The 22,189-nt window shown below is 63.9% G+C and carries 23 protein-coding genes; 14 read left to right on the top strand and 9 right to left on the bottom strand.

Features of this window, described 5'->3' with window-relative positions:
* Nucleotides 1–39: 39 nt before the first annotated feature.
* The 4 genes from R9B85_RS00520 to R9B85_RS00505 all read left to right on the top strand — a co-directional run bounded on the left by R9B85_RS00520 (nucleotide 40) and on the right by R9B85_RS00505 (nucleotide 2,997).
* Nucleotides 40–582 carry an AAA family ATPase gene (locus R9B85_RS00520; RefSeq protein ID WP_313854984.1) on the top strand — a complete coding sequence of 181 codons (543 nt, stop codon included), beginning with the start codon at nucleotides 40–42 and terminating at the stop codon, nucleotides 580–582.
* A 212-nt stretch (nucleotides 583–794) separates the two neighbouring features.
* The gene (locus R9B85_RS00515) at nucleotides 795–1,316 is read left to right on the top strand and encodes a chalcone isomerase family protein (protein ID WP_112253362.1); all 522 of its coding nucleotides are present in this window, start codon (nucleotides 795–797) and stop codon (nucleotides 1,314–1,316) included.
* Nucleotides 1,313–1,462, top strand: coding sequence for a hypothetical protein (locus tag R9B85_RS00510; protein ID WP_423770720.1), 150 nt, complete (start codon nucleotides 1,313–1,315; stop codon nucleotides 1,460–1,462). The genes R9B85_RS00515 and R9B85_RS00510 overlap by 4 nt, the downstream gene beginning before the upstream one ends.
* An 8-nt stretch (nucleotides 1,463–1,470) precedes the next feature.
* On the top strand, nucleotides 1,471–2,997 hold the full coding sequence (locus R9B85_RS00505; RefSeq protein WP_207877916.1) for a cryptochrome/photolyase family protein: 1,527 nt from the start codon (nucleotides 1,471–1,473) through the stop codon (nucleotides 2,995–2,997).
* Between the two features lie 420 nt (nucleotides 2,998–3,417).
* Here the strand turns inward: R9B85_RS00505 and R9B85_RS00500 are convergent, their stop codons facing one another.
* The 7 genes from R9B85_RS00500 to R9B85_RS00470 form a co-directional block, all read right to left on the bottom strand.
* Nucleotides 3,418–3,906 carry a DUF2878 domain-containing protein gene (locus R9B85_RS00500; protein ID WP_423770719.1) on the bottom strand — a complete coding sequence of 163 codons (489 nt, stop codon included), beginning with the start codon at nucleotides 3,904–3,906 and terminating at the stop codon, nucleotides 3,418–3,420.
* Nucleotides 3,906–5,168: an SAM-dependent methyltransferase gene (locus R9B85_RS00495; RefSeq protein ID WP_112253365.1), complete on the bottom strand. Its 1,263-nt coding sequence runs from the start codon at nucleotides 5,166–5,168 to the stop codon at nucleotides 3,906–3,908. Before R9B85_RS00495 ends, R9B85_RS00500 begins: the two co-directional genes overlap by 1 nt.
* Complete coding sequence (locus R9B85_RS00490; RefSeq protein WP_375149424.1) at nucleotides 5,143–5,952, bottom strand: DUF1365 domain-containing protein; 810 nt, start codon at nucleotides 5,950–5,952, stop codon at nucleotides 5,143–5,145. The genes R9B85_RS00495 and R9B85_RS00490 overlap by 26 nt, the downstream gene beginning before the upstream one ends.
* A complete protein-coding gene (locus tag R9B85_RS00485; protein WP_112253367.1) occupies nucleotides 5,949–7,196 on the bottom strand; it encodes an NAD(P)/FAD-dependent oxidoreductase in 1,248 nt (415 codons plus the stop codon). Before R9B85_RS00485 ends, R9B85_RS00490 begins: the two co-directional genes overlap by 4 nt.
* A gap of 6 nt (nucleotides 7,197–7,202) precedes the next feature.
* Nucleotides 7,203–7,955: an SDR family NAD(P)-dependent oxidoreductase gene (locus R9B85_RS00480; RefSeq protein WP_207877881.1), complete on the bottom strand. Its 753-nt coding sequence runs from the start codon at nucleotides 7,953–7,955 to the stop codon at nucleotides 7,203–7,205.
* Nucleotides 7,952–8,374, bottom strand: coding sequence for a nuclear transport factor 2 family protein (locus R9B85_RS00475; protein ID WP_112253369.1), 423 nt, complete (start codon nucleotides 8,372–8,374; stop codon nucleotides 7,952–7,954). Before R9B85_RS00475 ends, R9B85_RS00480 begins: the two co-directional genes overlap by 4 nt.
* A gap of 101 nt (nucleotides 8,375–8,475) precedes the next feature.
* A complete protein-coding gene (locus tag R9B85_RS00470) occupies nucleotides 8,476–8,922 on the bottom strand; it encodes a PAS domain S-box protein (RefSeq protein ID WP_207877877.1) in 447 nt (148 codons plus the stop codon).
* 153 nt (nucleotides 8,923–9,075) lie between these two features.
* Here R9B85_RS00470 and R9B85_RS00465 point away from each other — a divergent pair, with 153 nt between their 5' ends.
* From R9B85_RS00465 to R9B85_RS00445, 5 genes are all read left to right on the top strand, one after another.
* Nucleotides 9,076–9,963, top strand: coding sequence for a MerR family transcriptional regulator (locus R9B85_RS00465; protein ID WP_207877875.1), 888 nt, complete (start codon nucleotides 9,076–9,078; stop codon nucleotides 9,961–9,963).
* A 71-nt stretch (nucleotides 9,964–10,034) separates the two neighbouring features.
* A complete protein-coding gene (gene lexA, locus R9B85_RS00460) occupies nucleotides 10,035–10,652 on the top strand; it encodes a transcriptional repressor LexA (RefSeq protein ID WP_181457380.1) in 618 nt (205 codons plus the stop codon).
* Nucleotides 10,652–11,272: a translesion DNA synthesis-associated protein ImuA gene (gene imuA / locus R9B85_RS00455; protein WP_112253372.1), complete on the top strand. Its 621-nt coding sequence runs from the start codon at nucleotides 10,652–10,654 to the stop codon at nucleotides 11,270–11,272. The genes lexA and imuA overlap by 1 nt, the downstream gene beginning before the upstream one ends.
* A gap of 6 nt (nucleotides 11,273–11,278) precedes the next feature.
* Nucleotides 11,279–12,697 carry a Y-family DNA polymerase gene (locus tag R9B85_RS00450; protein ID WP_112253373.1) on the top strand — a complete coding sequence of 473 codons (1,419 nt, stop codon included), beginning with the start codon at nucleotides 11,279–11,281 and terminating at the stop codon, nucleotides 12,695–12,697.
* Nucleotides 12,694–15,774 (top strand): error-prone DNA polymerase, encoded by a 3,081-nt coding sequence (locus R9B85_RS00445; RefSeq protein WP_423770718.1) that lies wholly within the window; start codon nucleotides 12,694–12,696, stop codon nucleotides 15,772–15,774. Before R9B85_RS00450 ends, R9B85_RS00445 begins: the two co-directional genes overlap by 4 nt.
* Before the next feature lie 151 nt (nucleotides 15,775–15,925).
* Here the strand turns inward: R9B85_RS00445 and R9B85_RS00440 are convergent, their stop codons facing one another.
* On the bottom strand, nucleotides 15,926–16,747 hold the full coding sequence (locus R9B85_RS00440) for an aldo/keto reductase (RefSeq protein WP_112253375.1): 822 nt from the start codon (nucleotides 16,745–16,747) through the stop codon (nucleotides 15,926–15,928).
* Nucleotides 16,735–17,640, bottom strand: a complete 906-nt coding sequence (locus tag R9B85_RS00435) for a LysR family transcriptional regulator (RefSeq protein WP_112253376.1) — start codon at nucleotides 17,638–17,640, stop codon at nucleotides 16,735–16,737. The genes R9B85_RS00440 and R9B85_RS00435 overlap by 13 nt, the downstream gene beginning before the upstream one ends.
* A 140-nt stretch (nucleotides 17,641–17,780) precedes the next feature.
* Here R9B85_RS00435 and R9B85_RS00430 point away from each other — a divergent pair, with 140 nt between their 5' ends.
* The 5 genes from R9B85_RS00430 to eppA all read left to right on the top strand — a co-directional run bounded on the left by R9B85_RS00430 (nucleotide 17,781) and on the right by eppA (nucleotide 21,935).
* Nucleotides 17,781–18,479, top strand: a complete 699-nt coding sequence (locus R9B85_RS00430) for a CoA transferase subunit A (protein WP_015270421.1) — start codon at nucleotides 17,781–17,783, stop codon at nucleotides 18,477–18,479.
* Nucleotides 18,480–18,514: 35 nt separating this feature from the next.
* Nucleotides 18,515–19,171: a CoA transferase subunit B gene (locus R9B85_RS00425; protein ID WP_375149426.1), complete on the top strand. Its 657-nt coding sequence runs from the start codon at nucleotides 18,515–18,517 to the stop codon at nucleotides 19,169–19,171.
* A gap of 151 nt (nucleotides 19,172–19,322) precedes the next feature.
* The gene (locus R9B85_RS00420) at nucleotides 19,323–20,741 is read left to right on the top strand and encodes a short-chain fatty acid transporter (protein WP_013972720.1); all 1,419 of its coding nucleotides are present in this window, start codon (nucleotides 19,323–19,325) and stop codon (nucleotides 20,739–20,741) included.
* Between the two features lie 223 nt (nucleotides 20,742–20,964).
* Nucleotides 20,965–21,507: a helix-turn-helix domain-containing protein gene (locus R9B85_RS00415; protein ID WP_112253379.1), complete on the top strand. Its 543-nt coding sequence runs from the start codon at nucleotides 20,965–20,967 to the stop codon at nucleotides 21,505–21,507.
* Nucleotides 21,508–21,758: 251 nt separating this feature from the next.
* The gene (eppA, locus tag R9B85_RS00410; RefSeq protein ID WP_181457381.1) at nucleotides 21,759–21,935 is read left to right on the top strand and encodes an EPS-associated small membrane protein EppA; all 177 of its coding nucleotides are present in this window, start codon (nucleotides 21,759–21,761) and stop codon (nucleotides 21,933–21,935) included.
* Nucleotides 21,936–22,189 lie beyond the last annotated feature (254 nt).

Genomic DNA, 22,189 nt, shown 5'->3' with positions numbered 1-22,189 from the left:
GCGCCCGAAATTCAGCAGGCATGGCTAGAGGGAGCTTCAATGCAACGGGTGATGATCATTGGTCAGCCAGGGTCTGGGAAAAGTACCCTGGCGCGCAAGCTTGGCGAGCGCACAGGCCTGCCAGTTGTGCATATCGACACGATTCATTGGCAGCCAGGGTGGGTGGAGCGGAGCCGGGACGAGAAAACGCGTCTTTGTCATGAGATTGAGGCCCGTGAGCGCTGGATCTTCGAAGGCGGGCATTCGACGACCTGGAACAACCGGCTCGCCCGCGCTGACATGTTGATATGGATTGATCGCTCGGCGCCGCTTCGCTTCTGGCGCGTTCTCCTCAGAACGATGTTGAACCGCGGTCGACCCCGGCCTGACTTGCCGGACAACTGCCCGGAATTACTGGCCAACTTGCCGGAGTTTTTCAGGTTCATGTGGCGGACGAAAACCTCGTCTCGCGAGGCGATGAAGCGACTCGTGGCGACGGCCCCATCGGGCTGTCGCGTGGTCTGCCTGCGGACCAATCAGGATACCGATGTTTTTCTCGCGAGTATGGGCATGCAGCCTGATCAGGTTGTGCAAGATCATTAGATACGAGATCGCGCTTGATTGGCGGCAGGCGCCTGCTGTGAGGGCGCATTTACGCCGCACTGTTGGCGAGATGCTGAACCACAAGATTCACACTTGCAGGCGTGGTCACCATTCAGTCATCCAGATGCACACCTCAAAATCTATGCAATGCCATCAAATATCTGTACATAATGATAATATCGTACAGTATTTAGCGGCGCTTGAGGGTCTGTATGGCGCGTCTTGCTCGTTGGACCGGCCTATGCCTGCTACTGACTGCCCTGTCGACCACGGCGGGCTGGCGAACCGAGCTGCCGGGGGCACAACGGCTGGGTGTCGGTGAGTTCACCTGGTTTGGCCTGCGGCTTTACACCGCCCAGTTATGGGCAGCGGGCCCGGTTCAGGACTGGAACCGACCTTTTGCCTTGGAGCTCGTCTATCACCGGGCATTGTCCAAGGACATGCTGGTACAGACCAGCCTCGAGGAAATGCGCCGCCTGGATGCCGATAGCGTGACGCCGCAGCGGCGCGCGGCGTGGAGCGCGGCAATGGAGCAGGCATTTGTGGATGTGCGTCCTGGCATGCACATCACCGGCTTGTACCTGCCGGGGCAGGGCTGCCGCTTCTATGTCGATGGCAAACTCAGCCGCGCAATCGCCGACCCGGTGTTTGCCCGGGCATTCTTTGCCATCTGGCTTGATCCGCGAGCCAGGGATCCACAACTGCGCCAGCGTCTGCTAGAGGGTAAACCATGAATCTGATCGCGCGTGTCCAACTGGTCTCGACCGGCGAAGCAAAGGAACCTGAACGGCTGGTACCGCAGGTGGTGCAGGATGAAATATGCGTGCACCGTGACGGCCCTGATGCGCCGCTGCGTGTGACGCTGACTCGCGATTGGTAGCACGAGCGATGCGCCTGGGCCTGGTGCTGGGTGACCAGCTGTCGTTCGACCTGGCAAGCCTGGCCGCTCTCGACCCTGCCCGCGATGCGGTGCTGATGGCGGAAGTTCAGGAGGAAGCCCGGTATGTGCCGCATCATCCGCTGAAGATCGTACTGATATTCAGCGCCATGCGTCACTTCGCCCAGGCACTGCGTGAGCGCGGTTGGCGAGTGCATTATGTGGAGCTCGACGCTGACGGCAACAGCGGTAGCATCGTTGGCGAATTGCAGCGCTGGCATCACGCCTTGGGGGCCACGCACATCCACCTCACCGAGTGCGGTGAGTGGCGCCTGGAGCAGGCGTTGCGCGATGCTGCATTACCGCTTGTATGGCATCGGGACACACGTTTTCTGTGCTCTCGCGAAGCCTTCGCGCGCTGGGCTCGGGAGCGTCGCCAGCTGCGTATGGAGCACTTCTACCGTGGCATGCGCAAGCGAACCGGCCTGCTTATGGAAACTGACGGCCGGCCGGCGGGTGGCGCCTGGAATTTTGATGGCGACAATCGCAAGGCGTTACCCCGCAAGCTGCGTGGGCCGTTTGCTGCGCATTTCGCGCAGGACGGGATCACCGCAGCGGTGGTAGCCCTGGTGCGCCAGCGCTTTCGCGACCACTACGGGGCCATCGACGGCTTCGACTACCCCGTGACGCATGCCGAGGCGCAACAACTCTGGCAGCATTTTCTGGATTTCGGCCTGGCGGCTTTTGGTGACTACCAGGACGCGATGGCGGAGGGCGAGCCGTATCTGTTCCATGCGCGTATCAGTGCGGCACTCAATATCGGCCTTCTGGACGTGCGTTGTCTGTGCAATGAGGTCGACCAGGCCTGGCGCGAGGGGCGGGTGCCGCTCAATGCTGCGGAGGGCTTCATCCGCCAGTTGATCGGCTGGCGCGAGTATGTGCGAGGCATCTATTGGTTGCGCATGCCGGCGTACGCCGGGCTCAATCATCTGGGCAACGAGCGGGCGTTGCCGGCGTTCTACTGGACCGGGCGCACCCGCATGCGCTGCATGGAACAAGCCATCGGACAGACCCTGCGACTGGGCTATGCGCACCATATCCAGCGACTGATGGTTACCGGCAACTTCGCCTTGCTCGCCGGCGTCGTGCCTTCGGCGATTTGCGAGTGGTACCTGGCGGTGTACATGGATGCCTTCGACTGGGTCGAGTTGCCCAACACGCTTGGCATGGTGATGCACGCCGATGGCGGCTATCTGGGCTCCAAACCCTATTGCGCCAGTGGTCGTTACATCCAGCGCATGTCCGATCACTGCAAGGCTTGCAGTTACAGGGTCGATCAGCTGGTCGAGGAGAATGCCTGCCCGTTCAATGCCTTGTACTGGCATTTTCTCATTCGCCATCGCACCCTGCTTTCGGCCAACCCGCGTCTGGCGCTGGTCTATCGTAGTCTCGACAGCATGTCGGCCAGCCGTCGCGATGCGGTATGGCAGCGTGGCCAGTCACTTCTGGCACTGCTCGATGCGGCGCAGGAGGTATAAAAAACCGTTTGCCAGTGCTGGGGCAGCTTCGCGGCCATCGCCGGCAAGCCAGGCTCCCACCTCGACCGCATCGTCCTCACGTCTTCGCTGTCCCTGTGGCAGCCGTGTGCTGCCAGCCAGGGCCTCATCGCTGGCATGGTTTGCGGCCGGCGCGGTGGAAGTGGGAGAGCAGCTGTCTTGAATATCTCTTCAGCCAGTACTGGCCCTTGTAGGAGCGGCCTTGTGTCGCGATGGGCCGCGCAGCGGCCCCGACAATCTTTGGTGCAAAGCTGAAAACCTGGGGCCACTTCGCGCCCCATCGCGACACAAGGCCGCTCCTACAGATATTTGCACATGGCTTGAGGCCGGCGCGGTCGAGGTGGGAGCCAGGCTTGCCGGCGATGGGCTGCGCAGCCGCCCCCGTTCACTATCTGGCAGGCATCAGCCTTTTGCCGCCAGGCGCACAAGCAGCGGCAGGGCGCAGGCCCAAATCGGCACCAGTAGCAGGCCGGTTTCCATCGGGCCCAAAGGCAAGGCGACATCCGTCAGCCTGGCGCCGCCTATATAGGCCAGTGGTCCGCCCAGGGCGCCCAGCAGTGCACCACGGCGCCAATGCCTGCCGGCCCATGCCAGGCTGTGGCGCATGCCGCTGGCCAGCACCAGCCACAGCAGTGCGAGCCAAGGCGGCAGTGGCCAGGTGCCGAAGCCGAACACGCCCAGCGTGCCCAGCACGCTATCGAGCACGCATCCAGCCAACGTTACCCGCAACAGCGCCTTGGCCTCGGTATTGGCGTCCGGGCACAGGTGCAGGTGCATGGCCAGGCCCGGAATCACCAGCAGCAACAGCCAGGGGCGTTCGGCGCCCAGCACGCAGGCCCACCAGCCGGCCTGTAACCAGAGGGCATTGGCGACCAGCCAGCGGCCGGGCATCAGGCACTGTCAGGCAAGGGCGAGCGCCGTGCCTGGGGCGCTGCCCAGAGCAGGTGGGCAACGCCGATGGTGCGCTCCTCGAAACCACCTTGGCAGTAACACAGGTAGAATTCCCACAAGCGCTGGAACCTGTCGTCATAGCCAAGGTCGGCCAGCTCTGAGCGTGCCTGGCGCAGGTTTTTTCGCCAGTGCCGCAGGGTGTGGGCATAGTCCAGGCCAAAATCTTCCATGTGCATGAGATTGAGTGCGGTGTGCCGGCTGGCGGTGTCGAGCAATACGCTCAGCGAAGGCAGGGCGCCACCCGGGAAAATGTAGCGCTGAATGAAGTCGACTGACCGCCGTGCCTGGGCATAGCGCTGGTCACGGATGGTGATCGCTTGCAACAGCATCAGGCCTTCGGGCTTGAGTAGCGAGGCACACCGGCGGAAGTACACTGGCAGGTAACGATGGCCGACAGCTTCGATCATCTCGATCGAAACCAGTTTGTCGAAGCTGCCGCGAAGGTCGCGGTAGTCTTCGCGAAGCACTTTCACACGGTGCTCCAGCCCCAGGGCCTGAACGCGTTCCAGGGTATGGCAGTACTGCGCCGCCGAGAGCGTCGTAGTGGTGACCCTGCAGCCATACTGGGTAGCGGCGTGGATTGCCAGGCTGCCCCATCCGCAGCCAACCTCCAGCAAGTGGTCGTCAGGGCGCAGTTCGAGCTTCTGGCAGATGCGCTCCAGCTTGTGCAACTGGGCCTGCTCCAGGCTCTGCCCGGGGTGCTCGAATTGCGCTGCCGAATACATCATGGTCGGGTCCAGCAGCCGTTCGAACAGGGCATTGCCCAAGTCGTAATGCGCCAGGATATTGCGCCGGGCGCCGCGCCGGCTGTTCCTGTTGAGCCGGTGCAGCAGGCGCAGGGCAGGCCGGCCGAAGCGGGCCAGGCCACCTTCAAGCGCATCGAGTGCTTCAAGGTTGGCAGCGAACAGGCGAGTCACCAACGCCAGCTCGGGGCTTCGCCAATAGCCGTGGATGTAAGCTTCGCCAGCACCGATCGAGCCGTTGCCGGCGATCAGGCCCCAGGCGGCGTCATCGAGGATCTCCATCTCGGCCTGCAAGGGGCTGTCGGCATCGCCGAAACTCCATTGCTGCCCGTGGCTGAGCAGGCGCAGATGGCCCTGGCGCAGCTTGCCCAGCTGGGCAAGCACAGCGCTTCGCGCCAGCCCGCCAAGCAATGGCGCAAGGCCTGCGAACTTGCTAACGCTCAAGGTGGGATTCGGCATCATCAAGATCCTCGCAGGTTTGGCCGAGCGCCAGGTTCCCCTGGCTGGCGGTGTGGTCATGAATGGGGGTGCGTTTGCACAACAGGCGTAGCGCTTGCCAGTAAATGGCCGAGAGGGTGCGCAGGCTCATCCAGGGGAAGGCCAGGATGTATCGGTTCAGGGCCGCTCTGTTCAGCGGCCGGCGGTGCAAGGCCAGGTTGGCCTCGAACAGCTTGCGACCGCCTTGCCAGTTCTCCATGTGGATGCGTACATGGTCCGCGTCCAGGCAGAAACTCAGGCGGTAGTCCATGTTCAGTGGCATGAACGGCGATACATGGAAGGCCTTGGCGACGCTGAAGGGCCTGGCCAGGTTCCCTTGTACCGGCAGCACGTAGTGGTAGCGCTCACGCCACGGGGTGTTTCGCACCTCCAGGAGAATCGCCGTCAGGTGGCCGTCGCGGTCATGGCAGAAATAGAAGCTCACCGGGTTGAACGACAGCCCCCAGCAGCGCAGTTGCGTGAGCAGGTGCACCGGGCCTTCAGGTAACTGGCCCGTGGCCTTGCGCACCAGCAAGCGTGCAGCCTGGGCCAGCGTCTCGCCCCGGCGGGTCTGCGCTGGCAGGTAGTCGGTCTGGCGCCAGCTCAGCGGCGCCAGGCGCCAGCGCCCCAGCCAGCGTGACAGGCCCATCAGCCACGTTTGCTCGTCCAGGTCCAGGTAGAACATACCGATGCGGTAGCGGAACGCGTGGGGCCGCGGCGCCACGCGCCGGTGGCTGACCCAGCCCAGGCACAGGCTGCTGTTCACAGTCGTTCTCCGAAATGCGCGGCCACCTTCAGCGCACTGACCACCCCGTCCTCGTGGAAGCCATTGCCCCAATAGGCGCCACAGAAGTAACTGTGTTGACGGCCTTGCAGTTGCGCCTGACGCGCCTGCGCAGCGGACGCGGCAAGGCTGTACTGCGGGTGGTCGTAGCGGAAGCGGGCGATGACCTGCGCCGGATCCACCAGCGCGGTCTGGTTGAGGCTCACGCAGAAGGTTGTCGACGACTGGATACCTTGCAGGATGTTCATGTTGTAGGTCAGCGCGGCAGGGGCCTGCTCCGGGCCGCCGAGGCGGTAGTTCCAGCTGGCCCAGGCGTTCCTGCGGCGGGGTAGCAGACGGGTATCGGTATGCAGCACCACGTCGTTGCTGGCATAGCCGATGGCGCCAAGCACGGCCCGCTCCTGCATGCTCGGGCTTTCCAGCAGTGCCAGGGCCTGGTCGCTGTGGCAGGCGAACACTACATTGTCGAAACGTTCGGTGCCGGCAGCACTCACCAGGGTGACGCCACCTTCGTCGCGGCGGACCTGGTAAACCTTGCAGTTGAGGCGGATGCGTTCAACGAATGGTCGGCACAGCGGCCCGACATAGCTGCGCGAACCGCCTTCAAGCACGCGCCACTGTGGGCGCTGGTTGACCGACAACAAACCGTGGTTACGACAGAACCGCACAAAGAACGCGAGGGGGAAACCGAGCATGTCGGCGCGCGACATCGACCAGATCGCTGACCCCATCGGCACGATGTAATGGTCGATGAAGCGCTGCCCATAGCGCTGCGCCTGAAGGTAGGCACCCAAGGTAGCGTTGGCATCGATACGCTGGTTATCCAGGTCGGTGAGCACCTGGCGATTGAAACGCAGAATGTCCCGAAGCATGCCCCAGAAGCCTGGGGACACCAGGTTGCGACGTTGCGCGAACAGCGTGTTCAGGTCGTGACCGTTGTATTCCAGGCCAGTGACCGGGTCATGCACGGAGAAACTCATCTCGGTCGGCCGCGAGGCGACCTGCAGTTGGTCGAGCAAGCGGATGAAGTGTGGGTAGGTCCAGTCGTTGAAAACGATGAAGCCGGTGTCTATCGCATGGTGTTCGCCCTGCCAGGCCACATCGACGGTATGCGTATGGCCGCCAATCCATTGCTCGGCCTCGAACACTGTGATTTCGTGCTTGCGTGACAGCAGGTGAGCGCAGGACAGACCTGCGATGCCGCTGCCGATAATGGCTATGCGCATGGGTCATCATTCCTGTTCATGACGGGCAAGGCGTTGCCCCAGCGCCAGGCGAAATCGCGCCGGCAGTGCGCCGAGCAGGCGCAGTACCAGGGTGAAAAGCCAAGGGAAACTGATTTCCAGCGGGCGTTCGGGCAGGCGCTTGGCAATGTGCCTGGCGGCGCGCTGCGCCGACCAGAGCTGTGGCATGGGGAAATCGTTGCGGCGGGTCAGTGGTGTGTCGACAAAGCCTGGGTTGACGAGGGTGACAGCGATGCCCTCGCGGGCCAGGTCGATGCGCTGTGACTCCACCAGGTAACGCAGGGCTGCCTTGGATGCGCCATAGGCGCCGGCGCGGGGCAAGGCCAGCCAGGTCACCGAACTGCCCATCACCACAAGATGCGGGCGATGGCCGGCGCGGAGCAAGGGCAGGGCGGCGGCCATGCAGTGGCTGACACTCAGGACGTTGGTACGGATCACGCGCTCGACCAAGGCCGGGTCGAAATGGCCAGGCTCCAGGTACTCGCAGGTGCCCGCATTTAGAATCACCCTGTCCAGTGCTCCCCAGGCCTGCTCGATACGGGTTGCGATGGCGGCTACCTGCACAGGGTCGTCAAGATCGCCAACGGCCAGCATTACCTGCCCGGGAAAGCGCTCAGCCAGCGGCGCAAGACGATCGGCATGCCTTGCGCCCAGAGCAACCTGATGGCCTTGTTCCAGCAGGTGTTGCGCAAGTGCGGCGCCGATACCGCTGCTTGCGCCAGTCAGCCAGCAGCGGCTCATGCGAGCCTGCCTTTGAGCCAGCGGATGGCACCGCCCATGAGCGGGACATGTTCGTAAAGCAGGGCTGCAGCGTCGAAATAGTCCTGGTGAAAATGGACCCGGTCATGCCATTGCAAGTAACTGCACCCTTGCAGGGTGAGCTGCTGGCCGCGGGACAGGCGTGGGTGCCGGAACTGCAGGGTCCAACGCAGGTAACCCTGGCCAGGCATCACTTCGTCGATGCTGGAGAAGGCATAGCGGATATCGTGTGAGTTGGCGTACAACTGCGCGAAGTACGCCCGCAGGGCTGGCAGCCCCTGTATCTGGTGCAGCGGATCGCGGAACGTGATGTCCTCGCTGTACAGCTTTTCAAGGGTGTCGAGGTTACTCCCGTCGAGGCTGGCGAAGCATTCGGCGAATTGCTGTAAGTACGCGGACATGCTGAGCTCCAGAAAATCCTGTACAAAAATGACTTGCTGTACAGGTATAACTGAAGCCTAAGCGTAAATCTATACAAGTCAACATTCTTGTACAGGTTTTTTCAGCGCCCGGCCTGGCCCAGTTGCCGGCGCAGTTCCGCCACTTCGGCCTCCAGCTCGCGGACCTTTTCTTCGGCAAAGACCTGCGCTGTGACGTCGCGCTGGATACCGATGTAGTAGGTCAGCTGGTCGGCCTCGTTACGCACCGGCGTAATGGATAACTCGTTCCAGAACAGGCTGCCGTCCTTGCGGTAGTTGCGCAGCACCTGGCAGCAAGGGCGGCCTTCACGGATCGCCTCGCGGATGGTTGCGAGGGCTGCTTGGTCATGATCCTCGCCCTGGAGAAAACGGCAGTCCTGATAGAGGATGTCCTCGGCGCTGTAGCCAGTCAGTCGCTCGAAGGCAGGGTTGACGTAGATAAGGATGCTGTCATTGCCTTCCTGCTCGGCGACGACGATGCCCTCGTTGGAATGCTCGACCATCAGTTGCAGGAGTTTTGCGTTGATCATAGGGCCACCTACAGGCATTTCGTATGCGATGTGCGCAGCTTGGCCTCCGGGCAGAAGGTTTCGGCGCCGTTTGTTGCATGATGAACCAAGCAGGCTCGCCGCAGAAGGTGCCGATGGGTTTAGAATGTGCAACCACCTGGATAAACCCTTGTTATGACTGACGCCACCCCAGCCGATTTGCTCCCCATGCGCGATGTGGTCAGCCTGACCGGCATCAATCCGGTGACCTTGCGTGCCTGGGAGCGGCGCCATGGGTTGATCAGCCCGCAGCGCACCGAGGGTGGCCATCGCCTGTATACGGCCTGGGATGTCCAGCGCATACGCGACATCCTGCGCTGGACCGCCAGCGGCGTGCCCATCAGCAAGGTGGGCGATATTCTCGCAGGCCAGCCAGAGGCATCCGGGCAGCAGCACTCGGCCTTTGACGATTGGCGCGCCGCCGTGGTGCGCGCAACCAAGGCATTTGATACGCAAGCGCTGGAAAGCATCCATGGGCAGTTGTTCACGATCTTGCCCAAGGGCACCGCGCTGCGTGAAGTGTTGATGCCGGTCTGGCATGACCTGGCTGCAGGCACTGCGCCAGGCCAGCGGAGCCAATGGTTGTTTCTGGACATGTTCCTGCGCGCCCGCCTGCTGCTGCGCCTGCAGATGAACCAGGCCGATGCTCCGCGCGTACTGCTGGCGGGCAGCGAGGGGCAAGCCGAACTGCAGCTGTTGTGCGCCGGCCTGCTGTTGAGCGGCGAGCAGCAACGCATCGAAGTGCTTGGTTGCGGGCAGCCGCTGGAAGAGCTGCCCATACTGTGTGCGGCGATGCAGCCTGCGGCACTGGTGATCAAGGTTCAGGCGCAGGTGAGCCCCGCCTTGGCCAAGCGCCTGCGTTTGTTGCAGATGGGCATCACGTGTCCGCTGGCCTTGATGGGCGAGGGGCTGACCGCATCGCAGCTGGCCTGGCAAGGCCTCCCGCTGTGTCTGCTGGACGAGCAACGCGCTGATGCTGCAGCCATGCTCGGCGCCTTGCTCGGTGGTGCCCTGGACCTTTAATCGCTGCCTGTCACTTCGCCTTATAGCCGACGACGAAGGGGGCTGTTCAGCGTGCTCCGAAAAGAGTACAAATGTACCCCATGGACAATCTCACCCCAAAACGTCGCGCCATCTTCGAGTTCATCCGTGAGCGCATCGCCGACCAAGGCCAGCCGCCGAGCCTGGCCGATATCGCCACGCGCTTCGGGTTTGCCTCGCGCAGCGTGGCGCGCAAGCACATCACCGCCCTGTGCCAGGCCGGCTACATCGATGTCACGCCGAACCAGGCGCGCGGCATTCGCCTGGCCGAGCCGCTGCGCCGCCCGGAAATCCTCGAAGTGCCGGTGCTGGGCCAGGTGGCGGCAGGCGCCCCCATCGGCCCGGACCTCGACATTCACGAGCAGTTGCTGCTCGACCCCAGCCTGTTCCGTCGTACCCCCGACTACCTGCTGAAGGTGCGTGGCGACTCGATGATCGACGATGGCATTTTCGACGGCGACCTGGTCGGCATCCTCCAGCAGGCCGACGCTCGCGATGGCCAGATCGTGGTCGCGCGCCTGGACGGCGAGGTGACCATCAAGCGCCTGCAGCGCCAAGGTGGCAATTACCGGCTGTTGCCACGCAACCCGGCCTATGCGCCCATCGATGTGCGGCCTGAACAGGAGTTCTTCATCGAAGGCGTGTTCTGCGGCTTGCTGAGGCGTGACTGATGGGCGCGGTGGTCGACCTCGACAGGTTGCTCGACCAGCGCCGGGTATGGCGCGGTCGGCAGGCCCAGGCGCGGCCGCTCGGCCTGCAGCCCACCGGCCATGCAGCCCTTGATCAATGCCTGCCGGAAGGCGGCTGGCCGGCGGCGGCCCTCAGCGAACTGTTGCTGGCCAGCCCCGGCTGTGGCGAATTGCAATTGCTGTGGCCAACCCTGGCCCGCTTGAGCGCTGAAACCAGTCGAATCGTGCTGGTGGCACCGCCATTCATTCCTTACGCCCCGGCCTGGCAGGCCGCGGGGGTGGACCTGCGCTGGCTGGTACAGGTGGACGCCGAACCTGCCGATGCCCTGTGGGCCGCCGAGCAGTGCCTGCGCTCCGGCAGTTGTGCGGCGGTGCTGTGCTGGCCGGAACGTGCCGATGACCGCGCCCTGCGGCGCCTGCAGGTGGCTGCCGAAACCGGCCAGGCGCTGGCCTTCGCCTGCCGTCCGCAACAGGCGGCGCACAACCCTTCACCCGCAGCCTTGCGCATTGCCGTCGACACCCGTCCGGCACAATGGCGCGTGCTGAAAAGCCGTGGCGGCATGCCACCGGCGCTGCCCATCGCCTGCCCGGGGCGGGGTTGATGCAACATGCTCTGGGCCTGCATCCTGTTCCCTCAGCTGGCGCTGGACACGGTCCTGCGTGAGCGTGACGACCCCGATAGCCCTCTGGTGCTGCTTGCCGGGCCGACCCAGCGACGCGTACTGCAGGCGGTCAACCCGGCGGCGGCCGCGCTCGGCCTGCGGGCCGGGCAAACCCTGACAGCGGCGCGTGCGCTGGCCGATGGCTTCAGCTGCGTCGAAGCCGACCCCAGGCGCATCGACCAGGTGCAACAGTTGCTGGCAGCCTGGGCCTACCGCTTCAGTGCCCAGGTCAGCCTGCACTATCCACGGGCGCTGTTGCTGGAGGTGGGCTCCAGCCTGCAACTGTTCGGCCCCTGGCCGCTGTTCGAGGCACGCCTGCGCCAGGAACTGGCGGAACTGGGCTTGCGCCAACGCATCGTCCTGGCCAGCAACCCGGTGGCGGCGCGCATGCTTGCCAACGCTCACGATGGCCTGGCCGTGAGTGACGCCGATGCCACCCGTGCGGCGCTGCTGGGCATGCCCATCGAGCGTATCGGCCTGCCTGCGCAGGCTGCCGAGGCCTTTGCCCGCATGGGCCTGCGCCAGTTGGGCCAGGTGCTGGCCTTGCCCCGCGACAGCCTGGCCAGGCGCTTTGCGGCCCAGGTGCAGCTGCACCTTGACCAGTTGCTCGGCCTGCGCAACCTGGGGCTGGGCTTCTACCAGCCACCGGACCGGTTCGAGACCCGGCTGGAGCTGAATTTCGATGTCGAATCACACCAGGCCCTGCTGTTCCCGCTGCGGCGCATGCTCAACGACCTTGCCGCGTTCCTCGCCGGGCGTGACTGTGGCGTGCAGCGTTTCTGCCTGCACCTGGAGCACGCCGAAGGGCCGGATACCGTGCTGAAGGTAGGCCTGCTGGCCGCCGAACGCGATGCCGCGATGCTGTTCGAACTGGCGCGCGGGCGCCTGGAGCCGCTGCGCATTGCCGCACCGGTGCGCAACCTGCGGCTGGTTGCCGAGGACCTGCCACCCTTCGTGCCGCAACACCAGGCATTGTTCGACCCGCGTGCGCAACAGGCGCAACCTTGGGAACAATTGCGCGAACGGCTGCGCGCCCGCTTGGGCGATGAGGCGGTCAAGGGCCTGAGCGCGGCAGCCGATCATCGTCCCGAACATGCCTGGCAAGCGGGAGAGCAGGGCGCCCAGGGCAACATGCCGGTCGCCCCAGGCAGCCGCCCTGGCTGGCTGCTGTCGGCCCCTGTGGCACTGGACGAGACCGGCTATCGCGTGCAGGGCCATGCCGAGCGCATCGAATCGGGCTGGTGGGATGGCGGCGATGTGCGCCGCGACTATTACCGCATCGAAACCCGTGACGGCCTGCGCGGCTGGGCCTACCGCGACCTTGGCAAGGCCGGCCCGTTGTGGCTGCAGGGCTGGTTCGCATGAATACCCCGGGTTATGCCGAGCTGCATTGCCTGTCCAACTTCAGCTTCCAGCGCGGCGCGTCGAGCGCCGACGAGCTGTTCCGGCGCGCGCGGGAACAGGGCTACCAGGCTCTGGCGATCACCGACGAATGCACCCTGGCCGGCATCGTCCGTGCCTGGCAGGCGGCAAAGGAACACCAGCTGCGGCTGATCGTGGGCAGTGAAGTGCAGTTGCAGGACGGCCCCAGGCTGGTGCTGCTGGTGCAGGACCTGGCCGGCTACCAGAACCTGTGCGCGCTGATCACCCGGGCCCGGCGGCGGGCGCAGAAGGGCGACTACCAACTGTTTCGCGATGACCTGCAGCAGCACCATCAGGGCCTGCTGGCATTGTGGGTGGCCGATGACAGCGGTGATGCCACCCCCGGGCAATGGCTGCATGGCCTGTTCGGCGAGCGCCTGTGGCTGGCCGTGCACCTGCACCGCGGCAGTGACGATACCTTGCGCCTTGAACGCTTGCGCGGCCTGGCGGCCAGGGTCGGCATCCGCGCCGTGGCCTGTGGCGACGTGCACATGCACGTGCGCGGTCGCCGCGCCTTGCAGGATTGCATGACCGCCATTCGCCAGCACTGCCGGGTGGCCGAGGCCGGGCGTTTCCTGTTTGCCAATGGCGAGCGGCACCTGCGCAGCCAGGCGCAACTGGGCGAACTCTATCCCGCCGACCTGCTGGCCGAGACCCTGGCCATCGCTGCACGCTGCCAGTTCGAACTGAGCGAATTGAAATATCAGTATCCATGCGAACTGGTGCCCCAGGGGCATACCCCGGCAAGCTGGTTGCGCGAATTGTGCCAGCAGGGTTTGCCGTTGCGCTGGCCAGGCGGGCCGAGCAGCAAGGTGCGGGATGCGCTGGCCAGGGAGCTGGCGCTGATCGAGGAGCTGGGCTACGAAAGCTACTTCCTGACGGTGCATGACATCGTCGCCTTCGCCCGCAGCCAGCGCATTCTGTGCCAGGGGCGGGGGTCGGCTGCCAACTCGGTGGTGTGCTTCGTGCTGGGCATCACCGAGCTCGACCCCATGGAACACCACCTGTTGTTCGAGCGCTTCCTGTCGCGCGAGCGCAACGAGCCGCCGGACATCGATGTGGACTTCGAGCACGACCGGCGCGAGGAGGTGATCCAGTATGTATTCCGTCGCTATGGCCGGCACCGGGCGGCGCTCACGGCGGTGGTCAATACCTACCATGCCGCCGGTGCGGTGCGGGATGTGGCACGGGTGCTGGGGCTGCCCGCCGACCAGGTGGACGCCCTGGCCAAATGCTGTGGCCGCTGGAGCGATCGCATACCCGATGACCAGCGCCTGGCCGAGGCCGGTTTCGAGGCGGGCAGCCCTTCGCTGCGCCGGGTGCTGGTGCTGGCCGGTGAACTGATCGGCTTCCCTCGGCACCTGTCACAGCACCCGGGCGGTTTCGTCATCTCGCAGCAACCCCTGGACGAACTGGTACCGGTGGAGAATGCCGCGATGCCGGAGCGCACGGTGATCCAGTGGGACAAGGACGACCTGGACATGCTCGGCCTGCTCAAGGTCGATGTACTGGCGCTGGGCATGCTCAGCGCCTTGCGCCGTTGCTTCGACCTGCTGCAACGCCACCGTGGTCGTCACCTGACCCTGGCAACCATTCCCGGCGAAGACCGGGCCACCTACGAAATGATCAGCCGTGCCGAGACCATGGGCGTGTTCCAGATCGAGTCCCGCGCGCAAATGGCCATGTTGCCGCGGCTGCAGCCCACAAAATTCTACGACCTGGTCATCGAGGTGGCCATCGTCCGCCCCGGGCCGATCCAGGGCGACATGGTCCACCCTTACCTGCGCCGGCGGCTGAAGCAGGAGCCGGTGACGTACCCCTCGCCGCAACTGAAGGCAGTGTTCGAGCGCACTTTGGGCGTGCCGCTGTTCCAGGAGCAAGTGATGGAACTGGCAATGGTCGCGGCCGACTACACCCCGGGCGAGGCCGACCAGTTGCGTCGCAGCATGGCCGCCTGGAAGCGCCACGGCGGCCTGGAGCCGCACCGCGAGCGGCTGGTGCAGGGCATGTTGCGCAATGGTTACGACCTGGCGTTTGCCGAGCGTATCTTCGAGCAGATCAAGGGCTTTGGCAGCTATGGCTTTCCGGAATCGCACGCGGCCAGCTTTGCCTTGTTGTGTTATGCCAGCAGCTGGCTCAAGTGCCATGAACCGGCGATTTTCACCTGCGCGCTGGTCAACAGCTGGCCCATGGGCTTCTATAGCCCTGACCAGTTGCTGCAAGAGGCCCGACGCCAGGGCATCGAGGTCAGGCCGGTCGATGTATGCCACAGTGACTGGGACTGCACGCTCGAGCCTGAGCCTGGAGAGGCCCTGGCCATTCGCATGGGCTTGCGCCTGGTGCGCGGCCTTGCTGAGGCCGACGTCAGGCGCCTGGAGCAGGCGAGGGCGCAGCGGCCATGGCGCGATGTCGAAGACCTGTGCCTGCGTGCCGGGCTCGATCCACGTGCCCGCGCCCACCTGGCCGATGCCGGCGCGCTGCGCGCCTTGGCCAGCGACCGGCACCAGGCGCGCTGGCAGGTGGCGGCGGTGCAGCCGCAACTGCCTTTGTTCGCCGACGTGGATGCCTTGCCGGAAAGCACCGTTGCACTGCCTGTCCCCAGCGTGGCCGAGGACCTGATGGCCGATTACCAGACCTTGGGTACCACGCTTGGGCCGCATCCCTTGACCTTGTTGCGCCCACGCCTGCGGGCGCTGGGCTGTCGCAGTTCGCGCGAGCTGCAGGATGTCGGGCATGGTGACAACATTGCCGTGGCCGGGCTGGTGGTGGGCCGCCAGCGGCCTCAGACCGCCAGTGGGGTGACCTTCGTCACCCTGGAGGACGAGCACGGTATGGTCAATGTAGTGGTGTGGCGGGAGCTTGCCGAACGGCAGCGGCGGGCGCTGGTGGGATCGCAGTTGCTAAAGGTCAGCGGGCGGCTGGAGCAGGAGAAGGGCGTGCGTCATCTGATAGCACGGCGGCTGGAGGATGTGAGCCCGTTGTTGCAAGGGCTGGACGTACGCAGCCGGGATTTCCATTGATCACTGGCACCTCACGCAAAATCCTGGTTTTTGCGCGGGCCCTTGTGGGAGCGGGCAAGCCCGCGAAGCAGCCCACGCGGTGCATGGCACCGGCTTTGCCGGTGTTCGCGGGCACGCCCGCTCCCACAAAAAAGCGATTTCGTGCCAGTCGCTACACCATCGCCAACCGCTGCTTGCGTGTCGGCGCCGGGAACGCCCGGTCGATTGCCCGCAGGTCTTCGCTGGTCAAGGTCAGCGAACCTGCAGCCGCATTCAACCGCACATGCTCGGGCGTCACGGCCTTGGGGATGGCTATCACCCCGTCATCACGGGTCACCCAGGCCAGGCAGACCTGAGCCGCCGTGGCGCCATGGCGCTCGGCGATTTCCGCCAGCACCGGGTGCTGCAGCAGGCGCCCGGCCTGGGCCAGCGGGCAGTAGGCCATGGTCGGCAGCGCGCGCTTTTCGCACCACGGCAACAGGTCGAATTCGATGCCACGCTGGGCCGGGTTGTACAGCACCTGATTGGTGTCGCAATCGGGGTTGTGCAGTTCGCGCAGGTCGTCGACGTCGAAATTGGAAACACCCCAGCGCTTGATCTTGCCTTGCTCGCGCAAGCGCTCGAAGGCCTCGACGGTTTCCTCCAGTGGGTGCTGGCCACGCCAGTGCAGCAGGTACAGGTCGATACAGTCGGTGCCCAGGCGAGCGAGGCTGCGCTCGCAGGCCGTCGCCATACCGCGCCGGCTGGCATTGTGCGGGTACACCTTGCTGACCAGGAACACCTGGTCGCGGCGCCCCGCAATGGCCTGGCCGACCACTTGTTCGGCACCACCTTCGCCATACATCTCGGCGGTATCGATCAAGTTCAGGCCAAGTTCGATGCCTTGTTGCAGGGCCGCCACCTCGGCCGCCTTGCGGGCCGGATCCTCCCCCATGTACCAGGTGCCCTGGCCAATGGCCGGAACGCTCGAACCTGCCAGTTTCACGTAACGCATGTCACCTCCGGGATGCGGGTATTGGAAAGCAGAACCTCAAGCAGCGCTTGCGCCGCCGTGGACAGCTTGTGTTCGCTGAGGGCGATCACGCCGATGCGGCGCTCGACCGTGGGCTCGACCAGGGTTACGCAGCGAGCGCCCAGCTCTTGCATCTGGTTGATGCACAGCGCAGGCACGGCACTGACCCCCAGGCCACTGGCAACCATGCGGCCGATGGTCGTCAGCTGGTGGCTCTCGAAAGCCACCGCCAGTTTGCCGTGGCGGGCGGCCACGTTCTGCTCCATCAGCAGGCGCACCGCCGAAGGCCGCTGCAGGGCCACGAAGTCTTCGGCCAGCAACTGGGCCCAGCTGACCTGGGGCAGCTGAGCCAAGGACGAATCGGCGGGCACCACGGCGACGAAGCGGTCCATGTACAACGGGTGGAAATCCAGGCCATCGATGTTGTCCGGTTCGAAGCCGATGCCCAGTTCGACGCGGCGATGGCGCACCAGTTCCTGTACCTGTTCGTTGATCACATCGTGCACCGTGACGTTGACCTTCGGGTAACGCTGGCGAAAGACCTTCAGCGAATGGGGCAGCAGGTTGCCGGCAAAGGCCGGCATGGCCGCCACCGAAACCCGGCCCAGTTGCAGGGTGAAACGCTGGCGCAGCATTTCTTCGGTGTCGTCCCAGTCGGCCAGCAGGCGCCGCGCCAGCGGCAGCAGCACCTCGCCCTCGGCAGTCAGGCTGACGCTGCGCGTGGTGCGGCTCAGCAGGGCGCCGCCAAGGTTTTCTTCCAGGGCCTTGATGGTCAGGCTCAGGGCCGGTTGCGAGACATGCAGGTGTTCACCGGCCTGGGCGAAGCTCTGGTACTTGGCCACAGCGACAAAGGCGCGCAGTTGCTTGACGTTCATGACAGGCCTTCTGGTTGTTTTGCAAAAGTTATCAATCGATGATGAAAACAAAATTAACAAATCAGTCGCTTGCGGTGAAGATGTCCCCACACGCTCACCGACAGCCTCGTCGGTTCAACAACTACAAAAGGCGGATCAGCATGGCCGGACTGGACAAGCGCGTTGCAACCTATGAACAGGCCCTCGAAGGCCTGACCGACAACATGACGGTACTGGCTGGTGGTTTCGGCCTGTGCGGCATCCCTGAAAACCTTATCAGCGAAATCAAGCGCCGTGGCGTCAAGGGCCTGACCGTGGTTTCCAACAACTGCGGTGTCGATGGCTTTGGCCTGGGCGTGCTGCTGGAAGACCGGCAGATTCGCAAGATGGTCGCTTCCTACGTGGGCGAGAACGCCGAGTTCGAACGCCAGTTGCTGAGCGGCGAGCTGGAAGTGGAACTGACCCCGCAAGGCACCCTCGCCGAGAAAATGCGCGCCGGTGGCGCCGGCATCCCGGCCTTCTACACGGCCACCGGCTACGGCACCCCGGTTGCCGACGGCAAGGAAGTGCGCGAATTCAACGGCCGCAAGTACATCCTCGAAGAATCCATCACCGGCGACTTCGCCATCGTCAAGGGCTGGAAGGCCGACCACTACGGCAACGTGGTGTACCGCAACACCGCGCAAAACTTCAACCCGCTGGCGGCCACCGCCGGCAAGATCACCGTGGTCGAAGTGGAAGAGATCGTCGAACCTGGTGTGCTGCTGCCCAGCGAGATCCATACCCCGGGCATCTATGTGGACCGCGTCATCGTCGGCACCTTCGAAAAGCGTATCGAAAAGCGCACCGTCAAGGCCTGAGCGCCATCTACCAGAACAACAAAGAGATCCTGACCATGGCACTGACCCGCGAACAGATGGCACAACGCGTTGCCCGTGAACTGAAGGACGGCTACTACGTCAACCTGGGTATCGGCATTCCGACCCTGGTGGCCAACTACGTACCCGCCGACATGGATGTGATGCTGCAATCGGAAAACGGCCTGCTCGGCATGGGCGAATTCCCCACCGAAAGCACCATCGATGCCGACATGATCAACGCCGGCAAGCAGACCGTCACCGCCCGCCGCGGTGCTTCTATCTTCGATTCGGCACAGTCGTTCGGCATGATCCGTGGCGGCCATGTCGACCTGACCGTGCTCGGCGCATTCGAAGTGGATGTGCAAGGCAACATCGCCTCGTGGATGATCCCGGGCAAGCTGGTGAAGGGGATGGGTGGTGCCATGGACCTGGTGGCCGGCGCCGAGAACATCATCGTTACCATGACCCACGCGTCCAAGGATGGCGAGTCCAAGCTGCTGCCACAGTGCAGCCTGCCATTGACCGGCGCTGGCTGCATCCGCAAGGTGCTGACCGACCTGGCCTACCTGGAAATCGAAGACGGCGCCTTCATCCTGCGCGAGACCGCGCCCGGGGTGAGCGTCGAGGAAATCATCGAGAAAACCGCCGGCAAACTGATCGTGCCGGATGATGTGAAGGAAATGACTTTCTAAGGCATTACCACAATCCCTGTGGGAGCGGGTTCACCCGCGAATGCGTCGGTACATTCACCGCCGCATTCGCGGGTAAACCCGCTCCCACAGGGTTTTTGCGTTATCTGGCAGTACTGCTTCCCCCCATAAAACCAATAAAAGGAATTGAACTGTGGCCGCTGAAATCCAAGACAGCCGCTCCGCCCGCTTTGCCTTGCGCTGCTCCAACTGGGCCGAACGCTGGTTCCCCGATTCCTGGGTGTTTGCCGCCCTGGCGGTGCTGCTGGTGTGCATCGGCGCCCTGGCCATGGGCGCCAAGCCGACCGACACTGCCAAGGCCTTTGGCGATGGCTTCTGGAGCCTGATCCCGTTCACCATGCAGATGGCCTTCGTGGTCATCGGCGGCTATGTGGTGGCCAGCTCGCCGCCTGCCGCGCGTCTGATCGACCGCCTGGCGCGCATCCCCGGCAATGGCCGTTCGGCAGTGTGCTGGGTGGCGCTGATCTCGATGCTGGCATCGCTGCTCAACTGGGGCTTGTCGCTGGTGTTTGGCGGCCTGCTGGTGCGGGCCCTGGCTCGGCGCACCGAACTGAAGATGGACTACCGCGCAGCCGGCGCTGCCGCCTACCTGGGCCTGGGCGCGGTGTGGGCGCTGGGCCTGTCTTCATCGGCCGCGCAACTGCAGGCCAACCCGGCGAGCCTGCCACCGTCGATCCTGTCGATTACCGGGGTAATCCCGTTCACCGAAACCATCTTTCTCTGGCAGTCCGGCGTGATGCTGGCGGCATTGGTAGTGGTCTCGCTGGTGATCGCCTACGCCACGGCCCCGGGCCCGAACAGCGCGCGCAGCGCCCAGGACTGCGGGGTAGACCCCAGCTTCACCGCGCCACCGGCACCCCAGCGCACCCGCCCGGGCGAGTGGCTGGAACACAGCCCCATCCTGATCCTGCTGCTGGTGGCCCTGGCCGCCGGCTGGCTGTACCAGGAGTTCGCCACCAAACCGGCGATTACTGCCATTTCCGGGCTGAACACTTACAACCTGTTGTTCATCATGCTCGGTGCCTTGCTGCACTGGCGCCCGCGCAGCTTCCTCGATGCAGTGGCGCGCGCGGTTCCGACCACCACCGGGGTGCTGATCCAGTTCCCGCTGTATGGTTCGATCGCTGCCATTCTCACCCAGGTTAAGGGCGTCGACGAGCAGACCCTGGCCCACCACATTTCACTGTTCTTCACCCAGATCGCCACTCATGACACCTATGCCGTGCTGATGGGCGTGTATTCGGCGGTGCTGGGCTTCTTCATCCCGTCGGGTGGTGGCAAGTGGATCATCGAGGCACCTTACGTGATGCTGGTGGCCAATGACCTGCAATACCACCTGGGCTGGGCCGTGCAGATCTACAACGCCGCCGAAGCCTTGCCGAACCTGATCAACCCGTTCTACATGCTGCCGCTGCTGGGGGTGCTGGGGCTCAAGGCGCGCGACCTGATCGGCTTCTCGTTCGTGCAGTTGCTGGTGCACGTGCCGCTGGTGCTGGTGTTGCTGTGGGCATTGGGTACGACGTTGCAGTACCTGCCACCGGTGATGCCGTAACCCTGGGCCTGCCTGGTTTTTTTTGTAGGAGCGGCCTTGTGTCGCGATAGGGCCGCAAAGCGGCCCCAGGATTTCAGCAATAGTGCACAAATTGCCGGGGCTGCTCTGCAGCCCTATCGCGACACAAGGCCGCTCCTACAAGACTCAGCGCAGCAGCCCCAGCATTTCCTGAGCAGTCCACGTATCATTACCAGGCTGCCTTCGCCTGGGAAACCCGCGTCACATGTCTATCCGATTGAAACTGCTGCGAAAGAAACTGGGGATGACCCTGGAGCTGCTGGCCGACAAGACCGGCATGACCAAGAGTTACCTGTCCAAGGTCGAACGCGGCCTGAATACCCCCTCGATCGCCGCCGCGCTGAAGCTGGCGCGGGCACTGAATGTCAATGTCGAAGAACTGTTCGCCGAAGAGCAGACCGGCAAGAGCCGCTACAGCCTGGTGCGCCATGGCGAGCGCCAGGCCCTGGTGGGGGATGGGGCAGGGCCGGGGTACGCTGCCCTCACCAGCCAGGTCGGGCAGCGCAGCCTGCTGCCGTTCCTGATCCAGCCGCCCACCGAATTCAGCGACCCCACATTCAAGGAACACCTGGGTGAAGAATTCCTGTTCGTCCATGTCGGCCAGGTGGAAGTGGACTTCATGAGCGAGCGGGTGCTGCTGGAGCAAGGTGATGCCTTGCATTTCAATGCCCAGACACCACACCGGCTAAGGTCGGTGGGGCCGCTGCCGGCGCAGTTGCTGGTCGTGGTACACCACGCAGACGAATAAGGCGCCGGGGCGCTGAAGTGCCCCGCAGCCTTGCTTTTCTCAGCGATGAAACTTTGGCGCCACCAAGGCAGCGGGCTATGCTCGACATGTGCGTCGATATTTTGACGATGCTGCCCGATGCTCATTGAATTTTATTATAGTGTCGAATCATTGACGCGATGTCATTGTGTTCATAAGCTCAATTCAACAGTGAAACAACTCCCGAACACCACGCCAACAAATAGTTGATCTTCCTCTTTAAAGGAGGGCGTATGCGCACGGCTCTGATTATCAAGTCGATGACTTTGCTGGCGCTGTTGAGTGGCGCGGCGCGTGCGGCGGATTTGTATATCAATCAGAACAGTATCATCCCTGTTTCAACCGCAGGGTGGTTTTTTGCATTTGCTGTGGTTGGCTTTGTGGCAGTCGCCAACAGGAGAAATATCTAAGTCCGCCAGCCTGGGTTTTTACCCTTGACGCCAGCGGCCCGGGGCCTGGCTTGTCAATTCCCCAGCCGTTGCTATATTGCCAGTAGCCCGTGCAGGTCCACGGTTGCAGGCAGCACAACCCAGGCTGCAAAGCGTCAAGGCAAGGCCTTCGGAAGATCGAGGCCAGCGCGGTTGGCGTATGCCGCGAAGCGGAGCGAGAGTTGGTGTGCTGTTCTCATTCAGTGCTCTTTGTCGGGCCTTTTCGGCCGGAGGGA

It is taken from the genome of Pseudomonas sp. NLJ1 (assembly GCF_049486705.1).
Taxonomy (GTDB): Bacteria; Pseudomonadota; Gammaproteobacteria; order Pseudomonadales; family Pseudomonadaceae; genus Aquipseudomonas; species Aquipseudomonas inefficax.
The sequence above is the reverse complement of the archived record's forward strand: the minus strand, read 5'-3'. Positions and strand labels throughout refer to the sequence as shown.